Raw genomic sequence first — 17,585 nt, forward strand, 5'->3', positions numbered from 1 at the left:
CGGACCTCGTCCATCTCCTCAGGTGTCACACCTGATACAAGATCACAGGCTACTCGTAGAACGGCAGTTGGGGTACCTAACAAAGCCCTACTAGGGAGTGAGTTGAGTACGCGCGCGGATGGGCCGCGACCTGCGCGAACGAGAGAGTGGAGACACGGAAAGGGGCGCCAGGTCCGGTACCGCCGACACGGGGCGGCGGAACGGTGCCGGCGCCCTCGACCGCTCCTTCCGCCGATCCGTCGGCGGAAGCGAGACACGGGGGAGAGGGGACCGGGACCCGGGGGAACGACGGGAAACCGGGGGAACCACGGGGGAGTACGGAAGGCGCCGGTCCGACGGTGGCCCGCGGGGGACGCGGCCACCGCGGGCCGGCGCTTTTCCCTTTCCGGTTCGGTCCTTTCCGGTTCAGCCCTTCCCGCTCACTCGCCCCTGCAACAGCCGGGACAGGGCCGAGTGGACGTCGTCCAGGGAGCGCTCCGGCTGGAAGGACTTCCAGTCAAGCGCGGCCACCAGCACCATGCCGACCAGCGCGGCCGCCGACAGCTGGATGTCGATCTCGTCGCTGAACTCGCCGTTCTCCACGCCCTCGCGCAGCACGTCCTCGACGACCGCGACCGCCTGCTGCCGGACCACCATCAGCGTCGACTGCCAGGCCCGGTTGGTCCGCCACAGCTCGGCCACATACAGCTGGGTGAAGGCCGGATAGCGGTCGATGAAGACCAGACCCGCGCGGACCATCGCGTCCAGGGCGTCGACCCGGCTGCCGCCCTCCCGCGCGGTCCGCTCGGCTGCCTCCTTCAGGGAGGCGGTGAGCAGGCCCACGCCGTGCCGCAGCAGCTCCTCGAAGAGGACCGACTTGCTCGCGAAGTTGTAGTAGACCGTGCCCTTCGCGACCCCGGCACGCTCGGCGATCTCGTCCACGGTGGTGGCGGAGAAGCCCTGCTCGGCGATGAGGGTGACGGCCGCCTCGTAGAGCTTCTGCCGGGTGGCTTCACGGCGCGTGCTGCCGCCCGTGGTGCTGCTGCGTTCCATGGTCCTGATTCTCACAGGAACGTCGGCCCCGGCGGGCACCGAAGAGGAGGTCATGGATGTCCTCACAGGCTCAGTTCAGGGTGCAGCCGGTCCAGCGTCCACACCTGGCGGCGCCGGGCGGACAGGGCGGTGAGCGCGAGGGCGCCCGCCGTGAACGCCGTCAGGACGGCGCAGGCCTGCCACACCGGTCCCAGTCCGCCGCCCGTGATCAGCCTTCGCAGCGCCTCCACGATGTAGCTCATCGGCAGGAACGGGTGGATCGCGTTGAAGAAGCCCGGGCTGGTCTGCACGGGATAGGTGCCGCCCGCCGACGTCAGCTGGAGCATCAGCAGCGCCAGCACCAGGATCCGGCCGGCCGCCCCGAAGCGTGCGTTCAGCCACTGCACGATCGCCGCGAAGCACGCCGCCACCAGGAACAGGAACCCGACCGTCCCGGCCGCGCGGACCATCTGCAGACCGATCGCCCAGTGCAGTACGGCCATCAGGGCGGCCGTCTGCAGCACCCCGACCGCGACCACCGGCAGCCAGCCCGCCAGCGCGATCCGCCAGGCCGCCGAACCGGCCGCCAGGGCACGCCGGTTGAGCGGCTGGATCAGCATGTAGGCCACCATCGCGCCGACCCACAGGGACAGCGGGATGAAGTACGGGGCGAACCCGGTGCCGTAGTTGGGCGCCTTGTGCAGGTCCTTGGAGGCGAGCTGGACCGGGTCGGCCATCACCCCGGTGCGCCGGTCGCGGTCCTTCTTGCCGTAGTCGGGGATCCGGGCGGCGCCGTCGTGCAGACCGCCGGCGAGCCTGCCGGAGCCGTCGGCGAGCTTGTACATCCCGCCGTTGAGGTCGTAGGCGCCGGTCTCGAGCTTGCCGACGCCCGTGTCCAGGCCGGTCGCGCCGGTCAGGGCCGTGCCGAGGCCGCTGTGCAGCTTCTCGGCGCCCGCGGCGACCTGGGCCGCGCCGTCGTTCAGCTTGTCGATCTTCTTGACGGCGTCGGCGACGTCCTCGGAGAGATGCGGGGCGCGGTCGGCGAGGGCCCGGGCCTGCTGCTGGAGGGTGCCGAGGTTGGCGTCGAGCGTTCTCAGGTCCCCGTGCTGGTCCACGATCAGCGTGTTGAGGTCGTCGGCGACGGCGGCCACGTCGTCGGCCGCGTCCCGGGCCTTCTTCAGGTCGGGGCAGACGGGGTCGTCGAGCAACCCGGCCGAGCAGCGCGCCCGATAGACCTCGTCCAGCGTGCCGGCGGCCGTGTGCGCGGTCTTCGCGGCCGCGGGGGCCGTCTTCACCAGGACGCCCAGGTTGTCGCGGACGGTCTGCGCCGAGTCGGCGACCAGCCGTGCCGTGTCGCCGATGGTCTTCTCGTTGTCCTTGAGATACGGGCCGACCTTGCCGTAGACCCCGTTGACCTGGTCCGCGAGGGCCTGGGTGCCGTCCGCGACCTGCCGGGAACCGTCCTGCAGCGTTCCCGCGCCCGCGTCCAGCTTCTTGATCCCCTTGGCGAGCTTCCCGCTGCCGGTCTTGGCGTCCTTCAGCCCGTCGGCGAGGTCCTTCGAGCCCTTCTCGGCCTTGCCGATGCCACCGGTGAGCGTGTCGGCGCCCTCGGCGGCCTTCACCGTCTGCCCGTGGATGTCGGCGAACGAGATGAAGATGCGGTCCAGGAAGGACCGGGACGCCTTGGCGGACGCGGCCGAGCGCACCTCGCTGAAGACCGTGCGGGAGATCTGGCCGACGATGTAGTTGTTCGCGTCGTTCGTGCGCACCTGCAGCGCCCCGGTCTCCGGGGAGTCGCCCGCGCTGGAGGCGATGCGCGAGCTGAAGTCGGCGGGCATGGTCAGCGACAGGTAGTAGGTGCCGTCCTCGACACCCCGGCGCGCCTCGGCGGCACTCACCTGATGCCAGTCGAACGTCCGGCTGTCCCGCAGCCCGTCGACGATGTCGTCGCCCGCCGTGATCCTCCTGCCGCTCGCACTCGCCCCCTTGTCGTCGTTCACGAGCGCCACCGGGATGCGGTCAAGGCGGCCGTACGGATCCCAGAACGACCACAGATAGAGCGCGCCGTACAGCAGTGGCAGCACCAGCAGGGCCACCAGGGCCGCGCGGGGCAGCTTCCCTCGTCCGAAGCGCCTGAGCTCAAGCGCGGCCAGTCGTGGCGAGCGCATCGCCGGCCTCCTCCCCGGTTGCGGTGCCTTCCGGCATCCCGGTCTCCCCTTCCCGGGCGGTCCCGGTGCGTACGACGACGGCCCCCTCCAGCGCCTCCCCGCACACCGCCAGCACGGTCGTCCCGGCCTCGGCGATCGACGCCAACAGCGCCCCCACCTCGGCCCGTTCGGCCGCCGACAGCTTGAGGTCCGCGTCGTCCACGGCCAGCAGCCGCGGCTTCCCGACGAGCGCCAGCGCCACGGACAGCCGCAGCGCCTCGATCCGCTCCAGATCCCGTACGGCGGTCCGGGCGCCCTTCGGCAGCGCCTCCAGGTCGAGCCCGGCGGCGGCCAGGGCGTCGTCGGTCAGCTGACGCGCGCGTGCGGAGCGCTCGGCCCGGGGTCGCAGCAGAGCACGCAGCGAGTCGCCGAACCGGCGCTGGAGCAGGGCCCGTTCACGCAGGTGCTCGCCCACGGTCAGGGCGGGTTCGAGGTCGGTGACCCCGGCGACGTTGGCCACCGCGCTGATCCGGCGCACGGCCGCCAGCTGCTTGGGCAGTTGTGCCTCGCCGACGGCCGCGGTGCCCTCGGTGGGCCTCATCCGTCCGGTGAGCGCCAGCAGGAGACAGGTGCGGCCGGAGCCGGACGGTCCCTCCACCGCGATCAGCGCGCCGGGCCCGGTGTCCAGGGAGATCCCCCGGAACGCCCAGCCCCGCGGGCCCTTGAGCCCGAGGCCTTCGGCCGTGACAGATACGCCGTGCACAGGTCCCCCCTGCCTTCCGAGGTGTTTCGGTGTTTCCGTATCGGCATCATTTTGAACTGACTGGTCAGTGCAAAAGCTAGCCCGAACCTGCGATCGAAGCAAAGTCCCAGGTCAGAACGGATTGTCAGTGCCATACCTCACGATGGGCACATACGGCACCCCGTGTGAGGGAGCCGTCACCCAGACGACAGGAGGTTCGTCATGGCCAACTCCTCAGCGGCCGCCGCCCACCGGCGCCGCGCCACCGGCCCTGCCCCCTCACTGACCGGCCCGGCGAGCGATGTGCACCCCGTGCTCCGCCGGGCCACTGCCCCGCCCGCCGCCCTCGACCTGCTCACCCAGGCCCGCGCCGCCCTGGACGAGGCCGAACTCCTCGGCACCCCCAACGAACGCTACGCGAGCGCCCATCTGGCCGCCCTGCGCACCGCGGCCGCCGTGCTCGCCGCCCGCGCCCGCCCGGAGACCTCGCCCCGGCGCCGGGCCCGCATCCGCAGCGCCTGGGAGGTGCTCCCCGAGGTCGCGCCCGAGCTCACCGAGTGGAGCGCCCTGTTCGCCTCCGGCGCCCGCCGCCGCGCCCGCGCCGAGGCGGGCATCCAGGGCGCGGCCAGCCGCCGCGACGCCGACGACCTGATACGGGACGTGGAGATGTTCGTCCGCATCGTGGAGCGGATGCTCATCCTCCAGCCGGTACTGCCACAGCCGCGCCGACAGGACGGGGAGCGCCCGGACAGCGACCCGGAGAGGGGCTTGCCCGACGCGGGATGACCGGGCGAGGCAGCGGAGGCAGGAGGGCGACAGCGGAGGCAATAGGGTGGAGAGCGCCTGAAGCCTTCCTTCCTCCCGCACCCCGGGCCGGGGAGGCACCGAGTTCGCGCCGCCGGGCAACAGGCGGTGCCGCGCCGAGGAGTCAACTGCCGTGCCGGACCCCACACGACCCCGCGCTTCTCTCCGTACCGCCGTGGTCTGGGAGGTCCTCCAGGACGCCCTCGACCGCCGGGTCAAGGCCACCGGCCGGGAGGCGCTGGACGTCCTCGACACCGGTGGCGGCAGCGGCAACTTCGCCGTACCCCTCGCCCGCCTCGGCCACCGTGTCACCGTCGTCGACCCCAGCCCGAACGCGCTGTTCGCGCTGGAGCGCCGCGCCGCCGAGGCCGGCGTCGCCGAGCGGGTCAAGGGCGTCCAGGGCGACGTCCTCGGCCTGTTCGACGTGGTCGAGCGCGGCGGCCACGACGTGGTGCTCTGCCACGGCGTCCTGGAGTACGTCGACGACCCGGCCGAGGGCGTGCGCAACACGGTGGCCGCGCTGCGCTCCGAGGGCGTCCTCAGCCTGCTCGCCGCCGGGCTCGGCGGGGCCGTGGTCGCACGGGCCCTCGCCGGGCACTTCAAGGAGGCCAGGCAGGCCCTCGACGACCCCGACGGCCGCTGGGGCAGCGGCGACCCGATGCCGCGCCGCTTCACCGCCGAGCAGCTCACCGGCCTGGTCGAGGACGCGGGCCTGGCCGTCGCCGCCGTGCACGGCGTGCGGGTCTTCGCCGACCTCGTCCCCGGCGTCCTGGTGGACACCGAGCCCGGCGCACTCGACGCTCTGCTGAAGCTGGAGGCCGCCGCCGCCGAGCTCCCCGCCTTCCACGCCGTCGCCACCCAGCTCCATGTGCTCGGCGAGACTCCGGGTGCGGCCGGGGCCTGAGATCCTCCCGGGACGAGCCCGCTGATCAGGGGCTCGACAGCGGATGGAGTACGCCACAGGCCCCCCGATCGAGGGGTTTGCGCCGTATGATCGAGGGAGACCGCTCGGCATGACGGGTCGGCCGCTGGGGAATGGAAGCCTCAGCGAGCCGGGACGGCCATGGCGGATTCCGGTTGGCCAATTGGCCTAGAGGGGCGGGTTTCACGGGGGCGATTCCCTGCCTATCCTGAAGGGACCCCCCGGGTCGCCCCGGCGACTGCACGATGAGGAGGACGCCGTGCCGCTCTCGGAGCACGAGCAGCGAATGCTTGAGCAGATGGAGCGAGCGCTGTACGCCGAAGACCCCAAGTTCGCGACAGCGCTTGAGGGAAGCGGGCTGCGGACGTACACCCGGCGACGGGTCTACCAGGCGGTCGCGGGCTTCCTCGTGGGTATCGCGCTCCTCATTGCCGGAATGGTCACACTGCAGATCTGGGTAAGCGTGGTTGGCTTCCTCGTCATGCTGGGCTGCGCGGTCCTCGCCGTCACCGGCTGGCGCAAGGCTCCCAAGCCCGGCGAGCAGCCCGCAGGAGGGCCCCAGGCACGCCGCCAGGGACGACCCAGGCGCTCCCTGATGAACCGCATCGAGGAGCGCTGGCAGCGCCGCCGTGACGAGCAGGGCCACTAGAGCTTCGCCGAACAGCACCAAAGCTTCGCCGAACAGGCAGAACAGAGCACGAATGAGGGGTGACCACCCGCCGGGTGGTCACCCCTCACTCATGTCCGCCCGCTCATGTCCGCGGGCCTCTTGCCGATCAGCTCTGCTGTTCCGACGGCTTCCGCAGGGTCGGCCGGGCCGCTGCCGCCCGCTCCCGCAGCCTTGCCCACCCGGCCGACGCCGCCCACACCGCACGCACGGTCGACCGTGGAGCGAACAGCGCCCTCAGCCGGGTGGAGACGCTGACCGTGCCGTTGAGCGCGGCCGCCACCCGGCGGACGTCGTCCGAGAGCCCCGCCGTCAGCCGTGGCCGCGGCGCGTACAGCACCTGTTCGACCGCGTCCGCCACCCGGTGCACCGAGGCGCCGGCGACCGGGTCCAGGTGGCCGAGCCGGACGATCCGGGCCGCCGCGCCGCGCGGGGTCTGCGACTCGTCCGGCGGGACGCCGAAGTCCCAGGCCGTGTCGATCAGTTCCTGCCAGACCGCCAGTGTGTGCGCGGCCACACCGTCGGGGGTGCGGTCGTAGGCCCCGAGCCGTTTGGCGCGCACCCGCTGCCGGTAGAGCATCGGCGACAGCGGCACCGCCGGCACGGCGAGTCCGGCGAGCGCCCACAGCGCCAGCTGCCACCACGGCGGCCCGCCGTCGCCCCGCTGCACCGCGCTCGCCGCCGACGGGCTCACGCAGACGTCCTGCTTGCGCAGCTGGGCCGTGCAGCTCGCGCTCGCCGAGGCAGAGGCCGAAGGCGCCGCCGACGCGCCCTTGGAGGGCAGGGCCTCGTCCGGCACCGAGGAACCGGGGGTGTCCGAGACGGTGTACGACGGCGTTGTGCCCCGGGTCGGGGTCGGCTCGAACCGGGTCCAGCCCACGCCCTCGAAATACAGCTCCGGCCAGGCGTGCGCGTCCTTCAGACCCACCGAGACCGTGCCGTCGGCCTGCGGGGTGCCGGGCGCGAAGCCCACCGCGACCCGGGCCGGGATGCCCAGCGTCCGGGCCATCGTGGCCATCGCGAAGGAGAAGTGCACACAGAAACCGCGCTTCTGCTTAAGGAAGTTCGCGATCGCTCCCTCGCCCCGTCCGACCTGGACCTGGGTGTCGTACTGGAAGCCGCCGTTCACCGCGAAGTAGTCCTGGAGCTTGACCGCCTCCTCGTAGTGGCTCGTCGAGCCCGCGGTGACCTGCTCGGCCGTCTGCGCCACCACCGACGGCAGCGAGGAGGGCACCTTGGTGTACTCCTTCCTCATGGCAGCCGACGGCTCCGGCGCCGTGGCCAGCTGATCCGCCGTCGGCTGCACGTCCAGGCTGGTGACCTGGTAGGTCTCACCGCGCGTGTTCTGTCCGTGGTCGCCGACCAGGGTCATCCCGACGGGCTCGTAGCGCCAGGTGCCGGCGACCTTCACCCCGCTCGGGGGGTACGGCATCGGCAGCCAGTCCTGGGCGTACCAGTCGGCGGCCGAGATCGTGGTCCTCACCGTCGCCCGCTTGACGTCGCCGCCCAGGCCGGCCGGGGTCGGGAAGGAGTCCGGGACGCCGGTGATGTGCCGCTGGGCCGGCTTCCAGGTGGTGCCGTCGAAGTCGTCCAGGGAGACGATCCGCAGATACAGGTCGGAGACGTCGGCGGTGCTGGTCCGCACGGACAGCACCTGACGGTCCTCCTCCACGTTGAGGCTGTCCCGCAGCGACACCAGGGGGTTGACCGCGGAGATGGTGCCGCCGTTCCCGTCGCCCACGCCGACACCGGTCCCGGTGCCGTCCAGCAGGCCGCCCTGGATCGAGGGCATCACGAACGGCACGAACAGGGCGACGCTCAGCACGGCGAAGCCGATCCGGCGTCCGGTGCGCACCGGGGCCACCGCGCCGCTCTCCGGGCCGCCCGGGGTGCGCGAGACCCCGCCGAAGACCCGGCCCCACTGCGAGAGCCGGTCCCGGCCCTCGGCGAGCAGCAGCAGCAGATAGCCGGCCGCCGCCACCAGGAACCAGAGCCAGTCGGTCGGCCCGTCGGACAGGCCCGCCGCCACCGAGTACAGCGCGAGCAGCGGCAGCCCGGCAGGGGCCGCGCTGCGGAAGGTCACCGCGAGGGTGTCAACGATCAGCCCGACGACCAGGACCCCGCCGATCACCATCAGCCGGATGCCGGGCGACAGCGGCGCGGGTATCGCATACCGGCTGACGTCCTCGGAGCCCTGCTGGAGCAGGTCGGCGAAGTACCGGAAGGTGTCCGGGCCGGGGACCAGCCCGGCGACGGCGTGGCCCCGGGCGAAGACCAGGGTCAGCATCAGCAGGGTGACCAGGGCCTGCGCGGCCACGGTCAGCGGCCGGGCCAGTGGTACCCGCCGCGCGGCCGCGCCCACGCCGGTCTGGATCGCCACCAGGAACGCGGCCTGGAACAGCCAGGTCACCGGGGAGACCAGGGGCAGCAGGGCACAGGACGCCATCAGCGTCGCCGCCGCCGCGGTGACGGCCAGCCGGGCCCGTCCGCTCATCACCGGGCCTCCCCGCCCGCCGCGGCCACCGAGAGGCGGTCCCGGTCGGCCTGCCGCCACAGCTCGGCCAGCGGGGCACCGCGCGGCACGCTGATCGCCGTCCAGCCGGCCTCGCGCAGCATCCGCAGCCCCTCCTCGTGCGCGTTGCCCGGAGCGGGCACGTCGGTGGGCTCCCGCACCCAGGTGTCCGGGTCGAGGACGAAGGCGACACCGCCGCCGCTGCGCCGGCGCATCTTCGTGGCCACCGCCGCCTGTTCCTCGTCGAGATCGCCCAGGAAGGCCACCAGCAGCCCCTCGTTCCCGCCGCGCAGCACGTCGTAGGCACGGGACAGGCCGGTGCCGTCCGAGTGGTCGATCACGGCCAGGGTGTCCATCATCAGCCCGGCCGCGTCCGCCGAATCCTGGCCGGAGCCCGCGAAACCGTCGGCACCCTCACCGGGCACCGCGCTACCGGTGTCCGTCAACAGCCGGACCGAGAAGCCGCGTTCGAGCATGTGGACCAGGACCGAGGCGGCGCCGGAGACCGCCCATTCGAACGCCGAGTCGGGCCCCGCGCCCTCGTAGGCGATGCCCCGGGTGTCCAGCAGCACCGTGCAGCGGGCGCGCTGCGGCTGCTCCTCACGGCGCACCATCAGCTCGCCGTAGCGGGCGGTGGAGCGCCAGTGCACACGGCGCAGATCGTCGCCGTACCGGTAGCCGCGCGGGATCAGGTCGTCCTCGCCGGCCAGGGCCAGCGAGCGCTGCCGCCCGTCGCCGTACCCCTTCGCCTCGCCGCCGAGCCGGATCGGCGACAGCGGCTCCACGCGCGGGATGACGGTCAGCGTGTCGAACGTCGAGAAGGACCGGGTCAGTTCGCACATCCCGAACGGGTCGGTCAGGCGCAGTTGGAGCGGGCCCAGCGGATAGCGGCCGCGCAGGTCCGAGCGGACCCGGTAGGAGACCTCCCGGCGGCCGCCCGGCTCGACCCGGTCCAGGACGAAGCGGGGGCGCGGGCCGAGGACATAGGGCACCCGGTCCTGGAGCATCAGCAGGCCGGTCGGCAGCCGCGAGACGTTGTCCATCCGCAGATGGACCCGGGCCTCGCTGCCGGCCGACACCCGCGAGGGGGAGAGCCGGCGGCTGCCGGCCACCCGGTAACGGGTGCGGTACAGCACGGCCGCGCAGATCAGCGGCAGCACGGCGAGCAGCAGCCCGACCCGGCGCAGATCGCTCTGGCCGAGTATGTACGCGCAGATCACCGCCGCGATGCCGGCCGCCAGGAAGGAGCGGCCACGGGTGGTCAGCCCGGCCAGGGCCGTGCGGACGCCGCCCGACTCCTCGCGGTCGGCCTCCGCCGGGGCGCCCATCACAGACTCCGCGGGGGCTGCTGGGGATACGCGGGCACGCCCCGGCCCAGACCGCCGAAGCCGCTCTGCTGCTGGGCGGCCGCCGGCACCGGGATCTGCTGCAGGATCTCCTGGACGACCTGCTGCGCGGTGCGCCGGTTGAGCTGGGCCTGTGCGGTGGGCAGCAGCCGGTGGGCCAGGACCGCCACGGCGAGAGCCTGCACGTCGTCCGGCAGCGCGTACTCCCGGCCGCTCAGGGCGGCGGACGCCTTCGCCGCGCGCAGCAGATGCAGCGTCGCGCGCGGGGAGGCGCCGAGTCTGAGGTCGGGGTGGGTACGGGTGGCGGAGACCAGGTCCACCGCGTACCGCCGGACGGTCTCGGCGACATGGACGCCCCGCACGGTATCGACGAGCTTCACGATGTCGTGCGCGTGCGCCACCGGCTGGAGGTCCTCAAGGGGGCTGGCCCCGCCGTGGATGTCGAGCATCTGCAACTCGGCCTCCACGCTGGGGTAGCCGACCGAGACGCGGGCCATGAAGCGGTCGCGCTGGGCCTCCGGCAGCGGGTAGGTGCCCTCCATCTCGACCGGGTTCTGGGTGGCCACCACCATGAACGGGCTGGGCAGTTCATAGGTCTGCCCGTCGATGGTGACCTGCCGCTCCTCCATCGACTCCAGCAGCGCGGACTGGGTCTTGGGCGAGGCGCGGTTGATCTCGTCGCCGATCACGATCTGGGCGAAGATGGCGCCCGGTTTGAACTCGAAGTCCCGGCGCTGCTGGTCCCAGATGGACACGCCGGTGATGTCGGACGGCAGCAGGTCGGGCGTGAACTGGATACGCCGTACCGAGCAGTCGATGGACCGCGCCAGCGCCTTCGCCAGCATCGTCTTGCCCACGCCGGGGACGTCCTCGATCAGAAGATGTCCCTCGGCCAGCAGTACGGTCAGCGAGAGCCGTACGACCTCGGGCTTGCCCTCGATCACACCCTCCACGGAACTGCGGACCCGCTCCACAGTGGCGGTCAGATCAGTAAGGCTCGCTCGATCGTCATAGGTCGTCACCCGGCCCTCCTCGGCCCGTTATTGCCGGGCCGACGCTCTGTCAGCGGAACCGGCCCACCCCGAAACACGGACACCACGCGTGAATAGTTCCGCGTGACGTCTCACACCGCATTCTTGCTGCCGTTACCGATTCGTGTCACTCGCCTGTGGACAACTGCCCGCACTATGTCGGTCTTACGGCCTTTCGACCGCGTATTCGACAGCATCCAGACAGGGTACGGCGGCGGTTTTCGGGGTGGGCGGTCCGTCGGAGCCTCCGGGCTCAGACCGGGTCGACCTCGCGCAGCAGGCCGGTGCGGACGTCGAAGACGAAGCCGCGTACGTCGTCGGTGTGGAGCATGAACGGCGAGGTGCGCACCCGCTGCATGGACTGCCGTACGTCCTGGTCGACGTCCCGGAAGGACTCCACCGCCCAGGCCGGGCGCTGGCCGACCTCCATCTCCAGCTCGTTGCGGAAGTCCTCGGTGAGGGCTTCGAGACCGCAGCCGGTGTGGTGGATGAGGACCACGCTGCGGGTGCCGAGCTTGCGCTGGCTGATGGTGAGGGAGCGGATCACGTCGTCGGTGACCACACCGCCGGCGTTGCGGATGGTGTGGCAGTCGCCGAGCTGCAGGCCGAGCGCCTTGTGCAGGTCGATACGGGCGTCCATGCAGGACACCACGGCCACGTGCAGCACGGGCCGGGCGTCCATGCCGGGGTCGGTGAAGGCGGCGGCGTACGTACGGTTGGCGTCGACCAGGCGATCCGTCACGGTGCCGCCCTGGGTTATGGCGCCTTCAGATCCAGTGGGAGCTGCTGCGGAAGTCGTCATAGACACGACGGTACTGGTCACGGGCGGTCAGGGCCTGCTGTGAGAGGGCACAAAGAACGTCATCGTGGCTTGTTGTGACCTAACCCACACGGAGGGCAAACCAGGGCTGTACGGGTGATTCCCTGCGAATCACGTCCCCCGCCGCCATGCGGTACGCGCCGCGCAGGCCGGTTGATTGACCGGGCGACACGGTGGACTAAAGTGACGCGAAGCGGGAGGCGAGGCTCTCCCCGCTGGTGAAATCCCCTGGAGACCCCGGCACGGCGCCCGGGCGTCTCCCCACGTGCGCGGCGCGCGTACCGAGCGGGCGGGGACCCGGCGGTGCGTACTCCCGCGCGGACCTGAGAGGCCCCCTTGAGCCAGAGTCGACACGTCCCGGTGATGCTCCAGCGGTGCCTGGATCTGCTGGCACCCGCCCTGGAGGCGCCGGGAAGCGTGGTCGTCGACTGCACCCTCGGCCTCGGCGGGCACAGCGAGGCGCTGCTGACCCGGTTCCCCGAGGCGCGCCTGGTCGCCCTTGACCGCGACAAGGAGGCTCTGCGCCTGTCCGGCGAGCGCCTCGCCCCCTTCGGTGACCGCGCCACCCTGGTGCACGCCGTCTACGACGAGCTGCCCGGGGTACTCGAACGCCTCGGCATCGCGCGCGTGCAGGGGGTGCTGTTCGACCTCGGTGTCTCCTCCATGCAGCTCGACGAGGCGGACCGGGGCTTCGCCTACGCCCAGGACGCGCCCCTCGACATGCGCATGGACCAGACGACCGGCATCAGCGCCGCCGAGGTCCTCAACACCTACCCGGCCGGTGACCTCGTGCGCATCCTGTTCGCGTACGGCGAGGAGAAGCAGGCCAAGCGGATCGTCTCGGCGATCGTCCGGGAGCGCGAGAAGGAGCCGTTCAGCAACAGCGCCCGGCTCGTCGAGCTGATCCGGGACTCCCTGCCGCAGGCCGCCAAGCGCACCGGCGGCAACCCGGCCAAGCGCACCTTCCAGGCGCTGCGCATCGAGGTCAACGGTGAACTGGCCGTCCTGGAAAGGGCGATCCCGGCCGCGGTCAAGGCCCTCGCGGTCGGCGGTCGGATCGCCGTACTTTCGTACCACTCGCTCGAAGACCGTCTCGTCAAGCAGGTGTTCGCGGCCGGTGCCGCCACCACCGCGCCGCCCGGGCTGCCGGTCGTGCCCGAGCAGTACCAGCCCCGGCTCAAGCTGCTCACGCGCGGTGCCGAACTTCCCACCGAGGAAGAGGTCGCCGAGAACCGCAGGGCCGCCCCCGCGCGTCTTCGAGGGGCCCAGCGCATCAGGGAGTCCATTGAATGAGCGGCGTGAGCACGCGGGGTTTCCGGACCCACCGGAGGACACGTGAGTAGGAAACCCGAGCTGAAAGGGCGGGCCGCCCGGCTCGCGCGGCTCTTTCCGGTCGGCCGTTCCAACCAGGCCGCCCGCACCCCGTTCGTCCTGCTCGTCGTCCTGCTGCTCGGCGGCGGCCTGATCGGCCTGCTGGTGCTGAACTCGGCGCTCAGCGAGGGCTCGTTCAAACTCGACGACCTGCAGAAGCAGACCAAGAACCTCACCGACGAGGAACAGGCCCTGCAGCGGGACATCGACGCCTACTCCGCCCCCGACGCACTTCAGCGCCGGGCCCGCGAGCTCGGCATGGTCCCCGGCGGCGACCCGGTCTTCCTCGGCCCCGACGGCACCGTCAAGGGCGTCCCCAGCCCCGCCGCCCTCCGGCAGGACACCCAGCCGCTCGCCCCCGAGGTCATCGGCAGCCCGTCCGTCGCCGTACCGACGCCGGACGTCTCCGCGCCGGTGACCGCACCGACACCCATGCCGGTCACCACGCCGGTGACGACCCCGGCGCCGGCGCTCACGCCCGTGACGACCCCGACCACGACCCCCGGCAGGTGACGGAAGTGCCAGACACTTCTGGAGAAAGGCAACCGCCGCGCCGCCGTGTGCCCGGCCCCGCCAAGCCGCCCCGCCCCCGAGAGCCCCGGGGTGCGGTCCGGCGCGGGCCCGGCCCCGGCGCCCGCCCGGTCCGCCGCCCGGGCGCGCCGCGCCCCCCGGCCCAGCGACCGCTGCGGCTCGGCAGCCCCCGGCCCCGGCTGCGCACGGTCGGCTTCGCCCTGACCCTGGTGCTGCTGATCTTCATGGGGCGACTGCTCCAGGTCCAGGCCGTCGACGCCAGCGCGTACGCCGCGAAGGCCGAGCAGAACCGGTACGTCGTGCACACCCTGGCCGCCGAGCGCGGCGGGATCACCGACCGCAACGGTGTGGCGCTGGCGATCAGCGAGGACGCGTACGACATCACCGCCGACCCCACGATGTTCACCCGTAAGCAGCTCAAGGTGGACGACGGCCCCGAGCAGGCCGCCGCGCTGCTCGCCCCGATCCTCGGCAAGAGCCAGGCCGATCTCGTCAAGCTGCTGCGGCCCGAGAACAAGGAACTGCGCTACGTCCGGCTCGCCGCCCGGCAGACCCCGCAGGTCTGGAAGCAGATCAAGGACCTGAAGACCGCCCTCACCAGCAAGGCCGAGACCGACCACAGCACCGTCAACGCGCTGGCCGGTGTCTTCGCCGACCCCAGCAGCCAGCGCGTGTACCCGAACGGCGACCTGGCCGCCGGGATACTGGGCTGGGTCAACGCCGACGGCAAGGGCGGCGGCGGTATCGAGCAGCAGCTCGACAAGCAGCTGACCGGCAAGGACGGCAAGATCCGCTACGCCCAGTCCGGCGGCCGTGAGGTGCCGACCGCGGGCTCCACGGAGACCCCGGCCGTGCCCGGCTCCGACGTCGAGCTGACCATCGACCGCGACATCCAGTGGGCCGCGCAGAACGCCATCACCGACCAGGTCAAGAAGTCCAAGGCGGACCGCGGCTACGTGGTCGTCCAGGACACCAGGACCGGGCAGATCCTGGCGATGGCCGACTCGCCCGGCTTCGACCCGAACGACCTGTCGACGGCCGACGCCGAAGCGATGGGCAACGCGGCTCTCCAGGACGCCTACGAGCCCGGCTCCACCGCCAAGGTCATGTCGATGGCGGCCGTCCTGGAGGAGAACGCCGCCACCCCGCTCACGCACGTGGTGGTGCCCAACCGGCTGCACCGCGGCGACCGGCTCTTCAAGGACGACATCGACCACGCGACCTGGTACCTCACGCTCAACGGCGTGCTGGCCAAGTCCAGCAACATCGGCACCATCCTCGCCACCGGCCAGCTCGGCAGGACCCAGCAGCAGGCCAACCAGGTCCTCTACTCGTATCTGCGCAGGTTCGGCATCGGCGGCTACACCGGGCTCGGCTTCCCCGGCGAGACACCCGGCATCCTCGCCTCCCCGGCCAAGTGGTCGACCTCGCAGCAGTACACGATCCCTTTCGGCCAGGGTTTCTCCATCAACGCCATGCAGGCGGCCTCCGTCTACTCGACGATCGCCAACGGCGGAGTCCGTGTCCAGCCGACCCTGGTGCGCGGGTCCAAGGGCGCCGACGGCAACTTCACCCCGGCCGCGCAACCCAAGAAGAGCCGTGTGGTAAGCGAGAAGACGGCCAAGACCCTCGCCCAGATGCTGGAGTCGGTCGTGGACGACGAGCAGGGTACCGGCGCCAAGGCGGCCATCCCCGGCTACAACGTCGCGGGCAAGACCGGCACCGCCAACCGCGTGGATCCGGCCACCGGCAGATACCGCGGCTACACCTCGTCGTTCGCCGGGTTCGCGCCCGCGGACAACCCCCGCATCACCGTCTACTGCGCCATCCAGAACGCCACCGCCGGCAGCTACTTCGGCGGCCAGATCTGCGGCCCGATCTACAAGCAGGTGATGGAGTTCGCCCTCAAGACCCTGCAGATCCCGCCGACCGGCGCCAAGGCGGCGAACCTGCCCGTCGACTACAAGCCCTGATCAGCGCCTCAGCTTTTCGGAAAGACCACCAGGAACGAGCCCGTGACAACGATCACCCCCGATCCCGGGAACCACCGGGCCCCAGAGCCCTCACTTCGCTCCGGAGCGGGTGCGCCCGGTACGCTCACCGCCGTGCCACACGCTGATCAGTCCCAAACCACCCAGAAGGGCGCTTCCGTGACATACCCGGGGCCGCCCAGGCCGGTTCAGGTCTCCGCCACACCCCTCGCGGAGCTCGCCGATCAGCTGGGTGCCGCCGAACCGGAGACCGTGAAAAACGCAGCCGAGGTCACGGGCGTCACCCATGACTCACGTGCGGTCCGCCCCGGCGACGTGTACGCCGCCCTGCCGGGCGCCCGGCTGCACGGCGCCGACTTCGTCGCCCAGGCCGCCGGCCTCGGCGCGGTCGCCGTGCTGACCGACCCGACGGGCGCCGAACGCGCCGCCGCGACCGGCCTGCCGGTCCTGGTCGTCGACGACCCGCGTGGGCGGATGGGCGAACTCGCGGCCACCGTCTACGGCCACCCGGGCCGCGACCTGCTCCAGATCGGCATCACCGGCACCTCCGGCAAGACCACCACGGCCTACCTGGTCGAGGGCGGTCTGAAGAGCACCCGCAGCACGGGGCTCATCGGCACCGTCGAGATGCGCATCGGCGACGAGCGCATCAAGTCCGAGCGCACCACCCCCGAAGCCACCGACCTCCAGGCCCTGTTCGCCGTCATGCGTGAGCGCGGAGTCGAGGCGGTCGCCATGGAGGTCTCCAGCCACGCGCTGGTCCTCGGCCGGGTCGACGGCTGCGTCTTCGACATCGCCGTCTTCACCAACCTCAGCCCGGAACACATGGAGTTCCACTCCGACATGGAGGACTACTACCGGGCCAAGGCACAGCTGTTCACCCCGAAACGCAGCAAACGGGGGGTGGTCAACGTCGACGACGAGTACGGCCGCAGACTCGCCCAGGAGGCCGGCGTCCCGGTCGTCACCTACTCCGCCGAGGGACATCCCGACGCCGACTGGCGCGCCGAGGACGTCCGCATCGGCCCGATGGACTCGACGTTCACCGTCGTCGGGCCCGGGGACGTCCGGATCGCCGCCAAGTCGCCGCTGCCGGGCCCCTTCAACGTGGCCAACACCCTCGCCGCGATCGTCGCCCTCGCCGCCGCGGGCCTCGACCCGCAGACCGCCGCCGACGGCATCGCCGCCGTCCCCGGCGTGCCGGGCCGCCTGGAGCGCGTGGACGCCGGACAGCCCTACCTCGCGGTCGTCGACTACGCCCACAAGACGGACGCCGTCGAGTCGGTCCTCAAGGCCCTTCGCAAGGTCACCAAGGGCCGGCTGCACATCGTCCTGGGCTGCGGCGGCGACCGCGACAAGACCAAGCGGGCCCCGATGGGCGCCGCCGCGGCACGGCTCGCCGACATCGCCGTACTGACCTCCGACAACCCCCGCTCCGAGGACCCGCTCGCCATCCTCGCGACCATGCTCGAAGGCGCTGCCTCGGTGCCCGCCCACGAGCGCGGTGAGGTGCTCCTCTTCGAGGAGCGGGCCGCCGCGATCGCCGCCGCCGTCGCCCGTGCGCATCCCGGCGACACCGTGCTGGTCGCCGGCAAGGGCCACGAGCAGGGCCAGGACATCGCCGGTGTGGTCCGTCCCTTCGACGACCGCCAGGTGCTTCGCGAAGCTATCCAGAAGACCCAGGGATGAA

The 17,585-nt window shown here is 71.9% G+C and carries 14 protein-coding genes; 7 read left to right on the plus strand and 7 right to left on the minus strand.

Annotated elements, in window-relative coordinates; genetic code table 11:
- Positions 1 to 405 precede the first annotated feature (405 nt).
- The 3 genes from ABTY98_RS29390 to ABTY98_RS29400 form a co-directional block, all read right to left on the minus strand.
- A complete protein-coding gene (locus ABTY98_RS29390) occupies positions 406 to 1,032 on the minus strand; it encodes a TetR/AcrR family transcriptional regulator (RefSeq protein ID WP_352224056.1) in 627 nt (208 codons plus the stop codon).
- Between the two features lie 62 nt (positions 1,033 to 1,094).
- Complete coding sequence (locus ABTY98_RS29395) at positions 1,095 to 3,179, minus strand: YhgE/Pip family protein (RefSeq protein WP_352224057.1); 2,085 nt, start codon at positions 3,177 to 3,179, stop codon at positions 1,095 to 1,097.
- On the minus strand, positions 3,151 to 3,921 hold the full coding sequence (locus tag ABTY98_RS29400) for an ATP-binding cassette domain-containing protein (RefSeq protein ID WP_352224058.1): 771 nt from the start codon (positions 3,919 to 3,921) through the stop codon (positions 3,151 to 3,153). The genes ABTY98_RS29395 and ABTY98_RS29400 overlap by 29 nt, the downstream gene beginning before the upstream one ends.
- A gap of 201 nt (positions 3,922 to 4,122) precedes the next feature.
- On the opposite strand from ABTY98_RS29400, the gene ABTY98_RS29405 reads away from it, so the two are divergent.
- The 3 genes from ABTY98_RS29405 (at position 4,123) to ABTY98_RS29415 (ending at position 6,275) form a co-directional block, all read left to right on the plus strand.
- Positions 4,123 to 4,686, plus strand: a complete 564-nt coding sequence (locus ABTY98_RS29405; protein WP_352224059.1) for an SAV_6107 family HEPN domain-containing protein — start codon at positions 4,123 to 4,125, stop codon at positions 4,684 to 4,686.
- A gap of 151 nt (positions 4,687 to 4,837) precedes the next feature.
- Entirely contained in the window at positions 4,838 to 5,608 is a 771-nt protein-coding gene (locus ABTY98_RS29410; protein WP_352224060.1) for a methyltransferase, read from the plus strand.
- 277 nt (positions 5,609 to 5,885) lie between these two features.
- On the plus strand, positions 5,886 to 6,275 hold the full coding sequence (locus ABTY98_RS29415) for an SCO2097 family morphological protein (protein ID WP_352224061.1): 390 nt from the start codon (positions 5,886 to 5,888) through the stop codon (positions 6,273 to 6,275).
- A gap of 127 nt (positions 6,276 to 6,402) precedes the next feature.
- Here the strand turns inward: ABTY98_RS29415 and ABTY98_RS29420 are convergent, their stop codons facing one another.
- The 4 genes from ABTY98_RS29420 to ABTY98_RS29435 form a co-directional block, all read right to left on the minus strand.
- On the minus strand, positions 6,403 to 8,787 hold the full coding sequence (locus tag ABTY98_RS29420) for a transglutaminase TgpA family protein (protein ID WP_352224062.1): 2,385 nt from the start codon (positions 8,785 to 8,787) through the stop codon (positions 6,403 to 6,405).
- Complete coding sequence (locus ABTY98_RS29425; RefSeq protein WP_352224064.1) at positions 8,787 to 10,133, minus strand: DUF58 domain-containing protein; 1,347 nt, start codon at positions 10,131 to 10,133, stop codon at positions 8,787 to 8,789. Before ABTY98_RS29425 ends, ABTY98_RS29420 begins: the two co-directional genes overlap by 1 nt.
- Positions 10,133 to 11,173: an AAA family ATPase gene (locus tag ABTY98_RS29430; protein WP_352224065.1), complete on the minus strand. Its 1,041-nt coding sequence runs from the start codon at positions 11,171 to 11,173 to the stop codon at positions 10,133 to 10,135. Before ABTY98_RS29430 ends, ABTY98_RS29425 begins: the two co-directional genes overlap by 1 nt.
- Positions 11,174 to 11,435: 262 nt before the next feature.
- Positions 11,436 to 11,984, minus strand: a complete 549-nt coding sequence (locus ABTY98_RS29435; protein ID WP_352224066.1) for a beta-class carbonic anhydrase — start codon at positions 11,982 to 11,984, stop codon at positions 11,436 to 11,438.
- A 354-nt stretch (positions 11,985 to 12,338) separates the two neighbouring features.
- Here ABTY98_RS29435 and rsmH point away from each other — a divergent pair, with 354 nt between their 5' ends.
- From rsmH to ABTY98_RS29455, 4 genes are read left to right on the plus strand one after another with little or no spacing between them, the layout of a single operon-like run.
- A complete protein-coding gene (gene rsmH / locus ABTY98_RS29440) occupies positions 12,339 to 13,295 on the plus strand; it encodes a 16S rRNA (cytosine(1402)-N(4))-methyltransferase RsmH (protein ID WP_352224067.1) in 957 nt (318 codons plus the stop codon).
- Between the two features lie 42 nt (positions 13,296 to 13,337).
- Positions 13,338 to 13,886: a cell division protein FtsL gene (gene ftsL / locus ABTY98_RS29445; protein ID WP_352224068.1), complete on the plus strand. Its 549-nt coding sequence runs from the start codon at positions 13,338 to 13,340 to the stop codon at positions 13,884 to 13,886.
- Positions 13,883 to 15,877 carry a peptidoglycan D,D-transpeptidase FtsI family protein gene (locus tag ABTY98_RS29450; RefSeq protein ID WP_502994382.1) on the plus strand — a complete coding sequence of 665 codons (1,995 nt, stop codon included), beginning with the start codon at positions 13,883 to 13,885 and terminating at the stop codon, positions 15,875 to 15,877. Before ftsL ends, ABTY98_RS29450 begins: the two co-directional genes overlap by 4 nt.
- A 42-nt stretch (positions 15,878 to 15,919) precedes the next feature.
- Positions 15,920 to 17,584 carry a UDP-N-acetylmuramoyl-L-alanyl-D-glutamate--2,6-diaminopimelate ligase gene (locus tag ABTY98_RS29455; protein WP_352224071.1) on the plus strand — a complete coding sequence of 555 codons (1,665 nt, stop codon included), beginning with the start codon at positions 15,920 to 15,922 and terminating at the stop codon, positions 17,582 to 17,584.
- Position 17,585: the final 1 nt, after the last annotated feature.

It is taken from the genome of Streptomyces sp. NPDC096040 (genome assembly GCF_040303265.1).
Taxonomy (GTDB): domain Bacteria; phylum Actinomycetota; class Actinomycetes; order Streptomycetales; family Streptomycetaceae; genus Streptomyces.

Bases quoted from the DNA above. Each gene is read 5' to 3' on its own strand.
- ABTY98_RS29420 (WP_352224062.1), bottom strand. From the start codon at position 8,787: ATGAGCGGACGGGCCCGGCTGGCCGTCACCGCGGCGGCGGCGACGCTG.
- ABTY98_RS29395 (WP_352224057.1), bottom strand. From the start codon at position 3,179: ATGCGCTCGCCACGACTGGCCGCGCTTGAGCTCAGGCGCTTCGGACGA.
- ABTY98_RS29425 (WP_352224064.1), bottom strand. From the start codon at position 10,133: ATGGGCGCCCCGGCGGAGGCCGACCGCGAGGAGTCGGGCGGCGTCCGC.
- ABTY98_RS29390 (WP_352224056.1), bottom strand. From the start codon at position 1,032: ATGGAACGCAGCAGCACCACGGGCGGCAGCACGCGCCGTGAAGCCACC.
- ABTY98_RS29435 (WP_352224066.1), bottom strand. From the start codon at position 11,984: ATGACGACTTCCGCAGCAGCTCCCACTGGATCTGAAGGCGCCATAACC.
- ABTY98_RS29405 (WP_352224059.1), top strand. From the start codon at position 4,123: ATGGCCAACTCCTCAGCGGCCGCCGCCCACCGGCGCCGCGCCACCGGC.